Source organism: Ulvibacter litoralis (genome assembly GCF_900102055.1).
GTDB classification, from domain to species: Bacteria; Bacteroidota; Bacteroidia; order Flavobacteriales; family Flavobacteriaceae; genus Ulvibacter; species Ulvibacter litoralis.
In genome coordinates, this window is the sequence record NZ_FNBA01000002.1 from 824,931 (window position 1) to 837,522 (window position 12,592).

Consider the following 12,592-nt stretch of genomic DNA (forward strand, 5'->3'; position numbering starts at 1 on the left):
CAAAAAATAGTGTTTTATGACTTCCAACCGACTTGAAGCTTTTAGTGATGGAGTCTTAGCTATCATCATTACGATAATGGTTCTTGAATTAAAAGCACCTTCAGCAGTTACTCTAGAAGCTCTTAGTCATGAAGCTCCTGTATTTTTAAGTTACCTATTTAGTTTTATTTATGTGGGAATCTACTGGAACAATCACCACCATTTATTTCAAATAACTGAAAATGTGAATGGGAAAATATTATGGGCCAACTTGCATCTACTTTTTTGGCTTTCTTTAATTCCTTTTACAACTTCATGGTTGGGAGAAAATTATCTCGCATCAACGCCTGTCGCATTATACGGTTTTAACTTATTGATGTGTGCCATAGCTTATTTTATCTTACAAGAAATTATCATCAAATCACACGGCAGTGATTTTATTTTAAAAAAAGCATTAGGAAGAGATTTAAAAGGAAAATTCTCAGCTTTAATTTATGGCGCAGGCATCGCGACATCTTTTCTCTATACTTGGCTCGCTTTATTTACCTACATTCTTGTAGCCGTTATTTGGATTATTCCAGATCAACGTATTGAAAAAAACGTAAAATAAACCACTCACTTGCCTTTTAAAACAGGTTTTAATAGTCTTTTTCTTTCGTTATTGTTAAAGTAATTATAAAAAGAGTTTATTTTTTTATATGAAACTGTTACGTCTTACATTAGGGCTTTATACGCATTTCAATCCCCACCAATGCCGTACTCCCAAGTGCTACTTATTTTTTTAAAAAAATAAATAAAAAAACAAAACATGAACGTAACAGAATTAGGAGCCCACTCTTTAGAATTAAGCGCTTCAGAACGAAAACATCTTGCTCATAAATTATTGGAAGGAGACTTCCATATATATGACTATGTTCGTTTTGGTAAGTCACACGATGTTGTTGCTTATATTCGATTTTTATTCAATGCTTCTATTACTGTAGATGAATTATTATCTACTAATGGAGAGCAATGGCAAGAAAGATTTCAATTTCAAAACGGAGACCGTCAATGGTATCCAGGTATGAATATTGACGAAGGAAAAGCCATTGGGTTTTATAGACATTCCGACGGAAAGTTTTATCATTCAGCAGTTTCTGTAGGACACGAAACATTAATGAAAAGTGTACATGGCGGCCTACTTGGTAGCGAATGGATGGATGTTGACTTGGACACTGTTCTTACAGATTATAATAAAGAAGATGGCTCTTTCGATTGGGATGGCACTAAACTAGAAGTGTACATTTCCGACTTATAATATAAAACTGAACGTATATAAATAAAAAAAACAGCCTGTTAGGCTGTTTTTTTTATCGTTACATTAGTTAGTACTACTTAATCAATAAGGATACTTCCGCTTCTTGTCAATCCATTTGTTGGGTGCGCCCAGTTAAATGTTCCTGACTCTACAACTGCATCGCAATCTGAAGGATAAAGGTACCCAGAAGGATTTGGAGGAAACACTCCAAGGGTCCATGAAGTAGTACCACCAAATTCAGAATTTTGTGCTCCAGCTAAAATTGAATTTTCTGCAAACTCATTCATAGTGGGAGTATGTGTTGGATTTTCAATACAATCAAAATAGAAGGTTTCCATCATAGTATCTATGTACATTTCGCCATTAAATGTTACAATTACAGATGTAATTTTTTGACTTTCTTCATTAGTACTATTTGGATTCATGATAGTACCATCAGAAATAATATTCCAAGTACCCGTAAAACTTGTGTTTACAGGATCACTAAATGTACCCGTACGTGATAATGCTGCCATTATATTTCTATTTTTTACAACTGATGAAAAATACGGCTGGTTGTTTAAAACTACCTCCGTAACTAGCGGAGCGTTAATATCATTTACATTTACTGTAAATTTTCCAGCAGTACCCAAAAATTGAACTTCCGTTTGGGCATTTATTTGATAGTAATCGTTTTTTAGTACAAAATCATATACATCACCATTTACCATTTCAATAGAGGCATTATAAAGACCATTATTACCTAGGTTGATCCAAATTTTCCCTCTGGATGTGGTTTCACCAGATGCGATAATTCCGTGATAAATACCGCGGGATTCTGTGTCATAGGTTCTATTAGGAATTTGCTCCTTAATTGGTGTTTCAATTTGTAGTGTTAATTCAGTACTATTAGCAACACTATCTTCTTCCTTAGAACAAGAAAACATAACTAAAGAAAATAAGCCAAGGGCTACTAAACGGTTAATTTGTTTCATAATTAAAATTTGAGTTAGAGTGTAATATTATACTAATTAAAGATTAAATACAATATAAATCGATGAAATACATTTTATTGACATAAACACTTTTCGTTTTAAAACAAAAAAACAGCCTGTTAGGCTGTTTTTTTTATTGTTACATTAGAGTTGTTACATTATAAAGGAGGATCAATATAAATTTCTCCATTTCTAGTCAATCCATTTGTTCGATGTCCCCACATAAACCACCCTGATGATATGTCTTTAAAACAATCTGTAATATTTATGTACCCTGTAGGCTTTGCTGGAAATACTCCAAGAGACCACACTGTACGGCCTCCAAATTCAGAAACTTGAGAACCAGCTAAAATTGAACCTTCTCCATGTTCTTCCATAGTTGGAATAGTCTCTTCTTCTCTAGTACAATCAAAATAATAATCCTCCATCATAGTTTCTGTGTACATAACTCCGTTATAGGTTACTACTACAGAAGTAATTGCTTGACCATCATACCCATTTGGACCCATGATAGTACCATCAGAAATAATATTCCAAGTACCCGTAAAACTTGTGTTTACAGGATCTTCAAAAATACCAGTACTTGATATTGCCTCCGACATATTTCTACTTTTTACTACTGATGAAAAATAAGATTGGTTGTTTAAAACGACCTCTGTAACAACAGGTGCGTTAATATCACTCACATTTACAGTAAATTTCCCAGCAGTACCCAGAAATTGAACTTCCGTTTGGGTATTTATTTGATAGTAATCGTTTTTTAGTACAAAATCATATACATCACCATTTACCATTTCAATAGAGGCACTATAAAGACTATTATTTCCGAGATTAATCCAGATTTTTCCTCTCGAGGTTGTTTCACCAGAAGCGATAATTCCATGATAAATTCCGTTGAACTCTGTATCATAAGCTCTATTGGGAACTTGATTTTTAATAGGAATCCCAATTTGTGCAGTTAAGTCACCATTAATATCGATAGTATCTGAGTCTGTATCACAAGAAACTAATAAAAAAGAAAAAAGGGCAAGGGTTAGAAAAGATGTAATATGCTTCATAATTATAATTTGGGTTAGCATTCAAAGCTAGACTATTATTAGGTTTAAATACGTTATAAATTGACAAAGAGTGTCTTTGCATTTAAATTATTACTTAACCTACTACCTATCAGACTTATAAAAACAAAAAAAACAGCCTGTTAGGCTGTTTTTTTTTATAATAAGTAAGATTTCTTAGTCAATAAAAATGGTTCCACTTCTAGTCAACCCATTTGTTGGATGTGCCCAACTAAACGTCCCTGACGATGTTGGTGTACAATCTGCAAGATTAGTATATCCTTGAGGAAAAAACGGTAACACTCCTAGAGCCCATGAAGTACTCCCTCCAAACATAGAATTTTGATCTGCAGCAAAAATTGCATTGAACTCAAACGCATCCATATCTGGAATATATCCAGGTCCTCCAAAACAACCATTATTGAAAACCTCCATTACCGTATCTGTATACATAACACCGTTATAGGTTACTACTACAGAGGTAATAGTTTGACCGCCTTCTCCATTTGGGTTTGTTATACTTCCGTCAGAAATAATATTCCAAGTCCCAGTAAAGCTTGTATTTACGGGATCGCTAAAGGTTCCTGTACGTGATACTGCTGCCATTATATTTCTATTTTTTACAACTGATGAAAAATACGGTTGGTTGTTTAAAACAACTTCCGTAACAACAGGTGCATTAATATCACTCACATTTACAGTAAATTTCCCAGCAGTACCCAGAAATTGAACTTCCGTTTGGGTATTTATTTGATAGTAATCGTTTTTTAGTGCAAAATCATATACATCACCATTTACCATTTCAATAGAGGCATTATAAAGACCATTATTACCAAGGTTGATCCAAATTTTCCCTCTGGATGTGGTTTCACCAGATGCGATAATTCCGTGATAAATACCGCGGGATTCTGTGTCATAGGTTCTATTAGGAACTTGCTCCTTAATTGGTGTTTCAATTTGTAGTGTTAATTCAGCACTATTAGTAACACTATCTTCTTCCTTTGAACAAGATAATAGTACTATAGAGAATACAGCTAGAGGCAATAGTAATTTAATCTTCATAGTATAGTTTTAGTAAGTTTGTTTTCAACAAAATTATTTAATCACTAAATGAAATAACCAAATCATCGATGAAGCACACGCATCTTCCTGTGAAATGTAATAAGGTTCCGTCTAGCTGTTTATTTAGTCTAAAGAAGATAGTGTCTGTCAGACGAACAAACCTTAGTACTTTTATGGTTCTAATTCGTTAACAATAATTTTCTTTTGCAGGTTTAAAAGCATAAAAAAGGTGACTACGAGAGTCACCTTAAAAAAACTGGGGACTATTTTTTTTAAAATTATATTAGATCAATTGCAATAATACCTGCCCTTGTAATTCCTTGTCCGTTATCTAGTGTAAAAAGACCAGAGGTACGAGGTAAACAGTCTGTGTAATTTGTATATACTAAAGTATCAAAGCTTAAACTCCAATTAACAGTACTCATTCCCATTACAGAAACCTGATCATCGCACATTATACCGTTCAAACCAAAAGTACCTACTGCAGGAATTACTTCCGAGTTTAGACAAAGAAAAGGTGAAGTGTACGTTTCAAAAGTAGTGTCTTCAAGGGAGCGACCATTCCATGTTACCATGCACATTGTAATTGCTTGTCCGCCATATCCACTTGGATCTGTTTCTCCATTTGAAAGTATATTCCAAGTTCCTGAAAATAAAGGATTTCCTATTTCTGAAAATACTCCAGTCATTACAGCAGCTCTTTGTAAACTTGTACTCTTTAAAACGTTTGCTAAATATTCTTCATTGTAAAGAGAAGCTTCCGTAATTATTGGTTTTCTTGGGTTTGAAACGTCTAAAATAAAGCCTCCTTCATTTGTTTTAAAATTAAAGGTAGTTGGTCTTTCTTCTAAAGTGATATCGTTCGAATCTAATTCAAAATGGAACACATCACCATTTACCATTTCAATAAGTGCGGTATATCTTGTATTATTTCCAACATTTACCCAAACCTTTCCTCTTGTTTGATTATACCCTGAAGCAATAACTCCATGGTAAATTCCTCTTTCTGAAGTATCATAAATTGCCCTAGGTGCTTGTTCCTTTTCAGAAACATTAATTTGTGCCTTTAAATCAGCTTCTTGATAGACAGTTTCAGTGTCCTTTGAACACGATACAACAAGTAAAGCAATTGCAATAAATAAAGTTAATTTGAAGTTCATAGCGCTTGGTTTTAAGGGTTATAACTCAAAATTAAAAATTAAAAACCGACTAAATACCTAAAAAACAGATGAAGCGCGCTTTTATATCGACCAAATACAGTTTAAATTAGCTTAACATGGAATTAAATCGACTAATTTGCAGTAAGTTAAACTCTTCCTGCAATCCTGTCTTTAGCTAATTGTAGAATGATATGAAATTGATCTTCGAGGTTCATCTCGCTGTTATCAATTTCAATAGCATCTTTCGCTTTACGTAAAGGAGAATCCTCACGAGTGGTATCTATAGTATCTCTTTCTTGAACATTGTGTAAAACTTCAGCATAAGTAACAGCATCACCTCGCTCTATAAGTTCTTTATAGCGACGTGTAGCGCGTTGCTCGGCAGTAGCATTCATAAATATTTTAAGCTCAGCTGTTGGAAACACAACCGTTCCAATATCACGCCCATCCATAACAACACCTTTGCCCTCGCCCATTTTTTGTTGCTGGTCTACGAGTTTACTTCGTACTTCAGAAATAGTGGCAATCGGACTCACAAATTCGGAAACTTGCATGGTCCTAATTTGTTTCTCTACATTTCTACCATTCAGATGCATTTCTGCTTTTCCTTCGGAATTTTTTACAAATGTTAACGATATCTCTGGAAGGTGTTTGATAAGTTTGTCTGAATCGAAAGAAGTTTCAGAAATAAACCCTTTTTCAATAGCGTAGAGGGTAATGGCTCTATACATCGCACCACTGTCTACATACACGTATTCTAACCAGTCGGCCAATTGTTTGGCAACAGTGCTTTTTCCTGTAGATGAATAGCCGTCTATAGCAATCGTAATTTTCCCCATTATTGAAGGTTTATATTAAGTCCGAAATAACTTGACGAAGCTGCCGTACTGTATTTTGAATAAGAATAACTTAATCGTAAATAATTAAATTTGACTGAAAATCCTGCACTAAGTCCAGCAAACGCACGTCTTTCTATAATTCGCAATTCTTCAGCTCTACGTATATTATATCCTAACCGAAGGTTAAAACCACTTTCTGGAAAAATTTCTATTCCCAATACCATGTGTCGAAACGCATTGTCTATAAAATTGATTCGCTCTTCAGTCTCATTTCCTTCTAAATCGATCAATGACCGATTTGGATTGGCGAAAGCAACATTCCATTGCTGCATATTTTCGAGGGTGAAGTGCCAACGAATTGGAATGTTTTGAAGTGTTTGAGAAACTCCAAAAATCAACTCAAAAGGTAATTTTTCTAATTGGGTGTCGTAAGGTGTTAATTGAGTCCCTACGTTTCTTGCGACTCCAGAAATATTCAAATCCCAATCTTCATAAACATACATCACACCTATATCTAAAGCCACTCCAAAAGAAGAATAGCTTTCTAAATGAGACGAGATAAATTTCAGATTTCCTCCAACATGAAAATTGGTAAATGCTATATTTCGGGCATGCCCAACAGACAAAGCGACTTCGCTACCGCTAAAAGTATCGGTTGCGTTCCCACCTTCGTCGTATCCGGCAAACTTTCCGTAGTTAACATAGGTAATACCTGTATGAAGCACTTGCGTACGACGGTCCCACAAATAGGCGTAGGCAGCCGAACCATAACTTACATCTCCTATATAATTATTGTAATTTAAGGACAACTGATTGTCCATTTCAGGATTGATACTCGCTGGGTTGAACAATGCTTGTGTAGGATCGTAATCGTAATTCGTAATAATTTTTCCTCCTAAGGCAGCTTGCCTGGGTGAATTTACAAGGTTTAGAAACTGATATGTTGTTCGTCCTCCCACCTGTGCCATGAGCGTGGTAGTAATAAGTGAGATAAATAAGAATAAAACCTTTTGGTTCATTGAGACGATATACCTTTTCCTGAATTTAAAACGAATGCAAGTATAATTTATTTTCGGCGTACTAAAAAGAGTTTCATTAATTAGTAAACCATATCAATTCCTGCGTTGTAAAAGGGATTAAAAAAAATCCGCTCTCTAATAACGAGAGCGGATGTATCTGTTTAGATTACAGTTTTTTAGCGTTTTTAACTTTCTCTTTAGTGAGCGCTAATGAAAGGACATCGCTCATTTCTTTTACGTAATGAAATTTTAATCCTTTTAAATATTCTGGCTTAATTTCATCGATGTCACGCTTATTGTCTTCGCACAATAAAATTTCTTTAATTCGAGCACGTTTCGCAGCCAATATTTTTTCTTTAATTCCGCCAACAGGCAATACTTTACCACGTAACGTAATCTCTCCTGTCATCGCAATGCTCTTTTTCACTTTGCGTTGCGTAAACAAGGAAACTAATGACGTTAGCATCGTAATACCAGCACTCGGACCATCTTTAGGTGTTGCTCCTTCTGGCACGTGAATGTGTACATTATACTTATCGAACACTTCAGGATCTACTCCTAATAATTCGGCATTCGACTTAATATACTCCATGGCAAGGGTTGCCGACTCTTTCATTACTTTTCCAAGGTTTCCTGTCATGTTCAGCAATCCTTTTCCTTTTGAAAGTGTCGATTCTATAAATAAGATGTCACCTCCTACTCGTGTCCAAGCCAGTCCTGTAACCACACCTGCTACATCATTATTTTCATATTTATCGCGTTCCAATCGTGGTGCGCCTAATACTTCCACAATAATATCGTTGGTTATTTTTACGGTGTACTCTTCTTCCATTGCAATGTTCATAGCCGCATACCGCACCATTTTGGCAATTTGCTTCTCTAAACTACGCACACCGCTCTCACGCGTATATCCTTCCACGATTTTTTCTAACTGTGGCTTCGGAATTTGTAAGTGTTCTTTCTTTAAACCGTGTTCTTCTAATTGCTTCGGAAGTAAATGTCGTTTTGCTATTTCTACTTTCTCTTCAATCGTATATCCTGAAACATTAATAATTTCCATTCGGTCTCGCAATGCTGGTTGAATGGTACTTAAACTATTTGAAGTTGCGATAAACATTACTTTAGAAAGGTCGAAACCTAGCTCTAAAAAGTTATCGTAAAAAGCATTGTTTTGTTCTGGATCTAATACTTCTAACATGGCTGAAGAAGGATCTCCCTGACTTCCCACAGAAAGCTTATCAATTTCATCCAATACAAAAACTGGATTGCTAGTTTTTACTTTCTTTAAACTTTTAATGATACGTCCAGGCATAGCTCCAATATACGTTTTACGATGTCCGCGGATTTCTGCTTCATCACGTAAACCTCCTAAGGAAATACGTACATACTTTCTGCCTAAAGCTTCGGCTATAGACTTTCCTAACGATGTTTTACCCACCCCTGGAGGTCCGTACAAACAAAGTATAGGTGACTTCATGTCATTTCGAAGTTTCAATACTGCCAAATATTCGATGATTCGTTTTTTAACATCATCCAATCCAAAATGATCTCTGTCAAGAATTTTACGAGCGCGTTTCAAGTCAAATTTATCAACACTAAACTCATTCCATGGTAAGTCTAAAATCAAATCTAAGTAGCTTCGTTGAATGCTATATTCGGCTACTTGCGGATTCATACGTTGTAACTTTGCTAGCTCTTTATCGAAATGCTCACCAACTTCTTTGTTCCAGCTTTTAGATTTTGCACGTACACGCATGGCTTCTATTTCCTCTTCGGAAGAAGACCCACCCAATTCTTCTTGAATGGTTTTCATTTGTTGGTGCAAGAAGTATTCACGCTGTTGTTGGTTGATATCGCTATGAACCTTTGAATGAATATCATTGCGTAATGATAACTTCTGAAGCTCTAAGTTCATGTACTTAAGCGTTTCCATGGCACGATCCATCAAACTGCTTATTTCTAACAACTCTTGTTTTTCCTTTACTGAAATATTCAAGTTAGAAGACACAAAGTTGATTAAGAAAGCATCGCTTTTAATGTTCTTGATGGCGAATGAAGCTTCCGTAGGTATCGTCGGACTGTCCTTAATAATGTCTAATGCAAGTTTCCGAATCGATTTAATCACCTCTTTAAACTCGGCGCTATCCTTTGCAGGCTTCGCTTCGGCTACATCTGTAATCGTTGCCGTTATATACGGCTCACTGGTAAGTACTTCCGAAACCTTAAAACGTTTGGTTCCTTGAATAATAACCGTTGTATTTCCGTCAGGCATTTTTAAAACCCGTAGAATTTTTGCAACGGTTCCCGTAGTATTAATATCTTCAATACCTGGTTCTTCTTTTTCTTCTTCTTTTTGCGAAACAACCCCAATAATCTTACTTCCTTTATTGGTTTCATTAATCAGTTTGATCGATTTATCACGTCCCGCAGTAATTGGAATAATAACTCCTGGGAATAATACGGTGTTACGCAAAGGTAAAATAGGAAGTACCTCTGGCAATTCTTCTTTGTCCATAGCATCTTCATCTTCATTTGTCATTAAGGGAATAAAATCTGCATCACCTTGTAAGTCTTGAAATGACAAACTGTCTATTGATGTTAATTTTGATTTAGTCATATAGTAGATTGAGACATTGTGTCACAAATACGAGCAACACAATGGTATGATTTAAAATTTTCTTTTTCTTTTTCTTTCAATATTGCTGAAAAACAGTAGGTTTTCTACCCTTCTTCCCTACTATGATTCAAGAGTTGTGCCATACCCTGTCAAGCCAAGAAGCGCTTTTGTAACGAAACATTTTTATAAGGTCGTTATGATTTCAGAAGCCATTAAATTTCTATAATCAACAACAACTTCTGAAGGATAAAACGTTCCGAAGTAATAAAAATAATACACAGACAAACAGTAGTTTACAAACTATTTTCAAAAATAAAGCAACACAAGTGTAACAATCTTTCACTTCTGCTATCTTTATAACAAACCATACCAATTCATTTTTTGACACTAACCAAACAAAATATAGAATCACTGCTCGTTCTTTGTAAAAAAGGGAATCAATTGGCACAACTGGAGGTCTATAATCGCTATCAAGGAGCCATGTATAATGTAGCCCTACGTATTGTAAAAGATACTGCGGAAGCGGAAGATATTATGCAAGAATCTTTTTTAACGGCTTTTAATAAGCTAGATACATTTAAAGGTAATGCCGCATTTGGAGCTTGGTTGAAACGAATTGTAATTAATAATGCAATTACTCAGTATAAAAAATCACAACGTTTTGTGACAATTCCAGACCAAGGATTGGCAGACGAAGCGGTTGAAGAATCTTACGATGGGATTTCTGAAGAAGATTATACGCAGGTAAAAGCAACCGAAGCGCTTCGGTGTTTAAATTCGTTACACGATAATTACCGTCGGGTATTGACCTTGCATTTAATTGAAGGATTTGATTACGAGGAAATATGTGAAATCTTACAAATTAGTTATGCCAATTGTAGAACATTGATTTCACGAGGAAAAGAAAGTTTACGAAACAAATTAAAAGTTACACAATGAAAAAAGATGCCATAGACAAATTGTTTGGAGATTTGGAGGGTAGTTTCGATGTACACGAAACCCCTACTGGACATCAAAAACGATTTTTAGATCGGTTAAATGAAGTTGAAAAACCTTCAGAAAAAAAGCGAGGATGGTGGAAACCCCTTTCTATAGCGGCTTCTATCGCAGTTCTAATTGCTATTGGAAGTACTTCTTTGAAAACAATACCTTCAGAAAAAGACCTTGCAAGTGTATCGCCAGAAATGATGCAAACACAATCTTTTTTTACCACCACCATTACTGAAGAATTACAAAAACTGAAAAAGATTACAGCGCCAGAAACGCAACAACTCGTGAACGACGCGTTGAAACAAATGGACATTCTTGAAAAAGAGTACAAAATACTTAAAACTGATCTTGCCGTAAGCGGTAACGACAAACGCGTCATCTATGCGATGATTTCAAATTTTCAGAATCGTATCAACCTCTTACAACAAGTAGTAGAAAAAATAGAAGAAATTAAAACACTTAAAGCCTATCGAAATGAAATTACACTATAAAACACTTATACTCCTTCTTTGCATTCCTTTTATGGTTGCTGCAAATCACACTAAGTTTGGAGGCAAATACACCAAAGAAAAAACGGTAAAGAAAGACTTTACGGTAAACAAAGACGCGCTGTTGAAAGTGCAAAACAGTTATGGGAACATTGATATTGTTACGTGGACTGAAAACAGAATTGCTATAGAAGTGCAAATTAAAACCAACTCCGATAACGAAGCAAAAGCACAACAAAAGCTAGATGAAATTTCAATTAGCTTTTCTGGAAGCCCTTCTCAAGTTACGGCTGTAACAGAGTTTAACAAGAAAAAAAGCACGTCTTGGAGCTTTTGGGGCGATAGCAACAACAATAATGTGGCTATGGAAATTAACTACATAATTAAAATGCCTATCAGTAATCTTGTAAACCTTAGTAACGATTATGGAGCTATTAGCATAGACAAATTAGAAGGAACTGCCATTATTAAATGTGATTACGGACAATTGATTTTAGGTGAACTTCGAGGAGAAAACAACCTTCTAACCTTTGATTACACGAGCAAATCGAGTATTGGGTATATGAAAAGTGGAAAGATAAATGCGGACTACTCAGGATTCACCTTAGAGAAAGCAGGAACTGTAGATCTAATAGCCGATTACACGCAGTCTGAAATTATAAAAGCTAGAGATATTACATTTAACTGTGATTATGGTAAAATAGAAATTGGAGAAGCGGTACATATTGATGGACGTGGCGATTATGTTACCAATCGTATCGGTACCGTTTCAGGATCATTACAATTAAATGCCGATTATGGTTCTATTAAAGTGGAACGGTTAACAGAAACGGCTAAAAACGTAAATATTATTGGAGATTACACCGGAATTAAACTTGGTTTTGCTCCAAACTACCACTTCAACTTTTTGGTAGAACTTAGCTATGCAAGTCTTAACGAAGATGCTAGTGTTACTATTTTAAATTCGATAAATGAACATAGTACAAAACGCTATTCTGGTTTCCACGGAAAAAAAGATTCGGGGAATACGATTAAAATCACATCAGATTACGGAGGTGTTACCTTTACAGAAAAATAATTAAATCAACATCAATCATAGAAGTCGGCTGACT

The 12,592-nt window shown here is 35.2% G+C and carries 12 protein-coding genes; 5 read left to right on the forward strand and 7 right to left on the reverse strand.

The features are described from left to right. Positions 1-16: 16 nt before the first annotated feature. Both BLQ00_RS09770 and BLQ00_RS09775 read left to right on the forward strand, forming a co-directional pair. On the forward strand, positions 17-589 hold the full coding sequence (locus BLQ00_RS09770) for a TMEM175 family protein (protein WP_093143708.1): 573 nt from the start codon (positions 17-19) through the stop codon (positions 587-589). A gap of 198 nt (positions 590-787) precedes the next feature. Next, positions 788-1,276: a hypothetical protein gene (locus tag BLQ00_RS09775; protein ID WP_093143710.1), complete on the forward strand. Its 489-nt coding sequence runs from the start codon at positions 788-790 to the stop codon at positions 1,274-1,276. Between the two features lie 77 nt (positions 1,277-1,353). Here the strand turns inward: BLQ00_RS09775 and BLQ00_RS09780 are convergent, their stop codons facing one another. The 7 genes from BLQ00_RS09780 to lon all read right to left on the reverse strand — a co-directional run bounded on the left by BLQ00_RS09780 (position 1,354) and on the right by lon (position 10,002). Then, on the reverse strand, positions 1,354-2,250 hold the full coding sequence (locus tag BLQ00_RS09780; RefSeq protein ID WP_093143712.1) for a hypothetical protein: 897 nt from the start codon (positions 2,248-2,250) through the stop codon (positions 1,354-1,356). A gap of 158 nt (positions 2,251-2,408) precedes the next feature. Continuing rightward, on the reverse strand, positions 2,409-3,308 hold the full coding sequence (locus tag BLQ00_RS09785) for a hypothetical protein (protein ID WP_093143714.1): 900 nt from the start codon (positions 3,306-3,308) through the stop codon (positions 2,409-2,411). 174 nt (positions 3,309-3,482) lie between these two features. Then, a complete protein-coding gene (locus BLQ00_RS09790; RefSeq protein ID WP_093143716.1) occupies positions 3,483-4,367 on the reverse strand; it encodes a hypothetical protein in 885 nt (294 codons plus the stop codon). Positions 4,368-4,645: 278 nt separating this feature from the next. Next, on the reverse strand, positions 4,646-5,527 hold the full coding sequence (locus tag BLQ00_RS09795) for a hypothetical protein (protein ID WP_093143723.1): 882 nt from the start codon (positions 5,525-5,527) through the stop codon (positions 4,646-4,648). Between the two features lie 146 nt (positions 5,528-5,673). Further along, positions 5,674-6,366 carry a (d)CMP kinase gene (gene cmk, locus BLQ00_RS09800; RefSeq protein WP_093143725.1) on the reverse strand — a complete coding sequence of 231 codons (693 nt, stop codon included), beginning with the start codon at positions 6,364-6,366 and terminating at the stop codon, positions 5,674-5,676. Further along, positions 6,366-7,385, reverse strand: coding sequence for a type IX secretion system protein PorQ (gene porQ / locus BLQ00_RS09805; RefSeq protein ID WP_093143726.1), 1,020 nt, complete (start codon positions 7,383-7,385; stop codon positions 6,366-6,368). The genes cmk and porQ overlap by 1 nt, the downstream gene beginning before the upstream one ends. 166 nt (positions 7,386-7,551) lie before the next feature. Then, a complete protein-coding gene (gene lon / locus BLQ00_RS09810) occupies positions 7,552-10,002 on the reverse strand; it encodes an endopeptidase La (RefSeq protein WP_093143728.1) in 2,451 nt (816 codons plus the stop codon). Between the two features lie 381 nt (positions 10,003-10,383). On the opposite strand from lon, the gene BLQ00_RS09815 reads away from it, so the two are divergent. The 3 genes from BLQ00_RS09815 to BLQ00_RS09825 are packed head-to-tail and all read left to right on the forward strand — an operon-like array spanning position 10,384 to position 12,558. Next, positions 10,384-10,941, forward strand: coding sequence for an RNA polymerase sigma factor (locus BLQ00_RS09815; RefSeq protein ID WP_093143729.1), 558 nt, complete (start codon positions 10,384-10,386; stop codon positions 10,939-10,941). After that, positions 10,938-11,483 carry a hypothetical protein gene (locus BLQ00_RS09820; RefSeq protein WP_093143730.1) on the forward strand — a complete coding sequence of 182 codons (546 nt, stop codon included), beginning with the start codon at positions 10,938-10,940 and terminating at the stop codon, positions 11,481-11,483. The genes BLQ00_RS09815 and BLQ00_RS09820 overlap by 4 nt, the downstream gene beginning before the upstream one ends. Beyond that, a complete protein-coding gene (locus BLQ00_RS09825; protein ID WP_093143731.1) occupies positions 11,467-12,558 on the forward strand; it encodes a hypothetical protein in 1,092 nt (363 codons plus the stop codon). Before BLQ00_RS09820 ends, BLQ00_RS09825 begins: the two co-directional genes overlap by 17 nt. Positions 12,559-12,592: the final 34 nt, after the last annotated feature.

What these genes read in the sequence shown, in the direction of transcription:
- BLQ00_RS09770 (WP_093143708.1), top strand. Translation starts at nt 17, where the DNA reads ATGACTTCCAACCGACTTGAAGCTTTTAGTGATGGAGTCTTAGCTATC.
- BLQ00_RS09775 (WP_093143710.1), top strand. Translation starts at nt 788, where the DNA reads ATGAACGTAACAGAATTAGGAGCCCACTCTTTAGAATTAAGCGCTTCA.
- BLQ00_RS09780 (WP_093143712.1), bottom strand. Translation starts at nt 2,250, where the DNA reads ATGAAACAAATTAACCGTTTAGTAGCCCTTGGCTTATTTTCTTTAGTT.
- BLQ00_RS09785 (WP_093143714.1), bottom strand. Translation starts at nt 3,308, where the DNA reads ATGAAGCATATTACATCTTTTCTAACCCTTGCCCTTTTTTCTTTTTTA.
- BLQ00_RS09790 (WP_093143716.1), bottom strand. Translation starts at nt 4,367, where the DNA reads ATGAAGATTAAATTACTATTGCCTCTAGCTGTATTCTCTATAGTACTA.
- BLQ00_RS09795 (WP_093143723.1), bottom strand. Translation starts at nt 5,527, where the DNA reads ATGAACTTCAAATTAACTTTATTTATTGCAATTGCTTTACTTGTTGTA.
- cmk (WP_093143725.1), bottom strand. Translation starts at nt 6,366, where the DNA reads ATGGGGAAAATTACGATTGCTATAGACGGCTATTCATCTACAGGAAAA.
- porQ (WP_093143726.1), bottom strand. Translation starts at nt 7,385, where the DNA reads ATGAACCAAAAGGTTTTATTCTTATTTATCTCACTTATTACTACCACG.
- lon (WP_093143728.1), bottom strand. Translation starts at nt 10,002, where the DNA reads ATGACTAAATCAAAATTAACATCAATAGACAGTTTGTCATTTCAAGAC.
- BLQ00_RS09820 (WP_093143730.1), top strand. Translation starts at nt 10,938, where the DNA reads ATGAAAAAAGATGCCATAGACAAATTGTTTGGAGATTTGGAGGGTAGT.
- BLQ00_RS09825 (WP_093143731.1), top strand. Translation starts at nt 11,467, where the DNA reads ATGAAATTACACTATAAAACACTTATACTCCTTCTTTGCATTCCTTTT.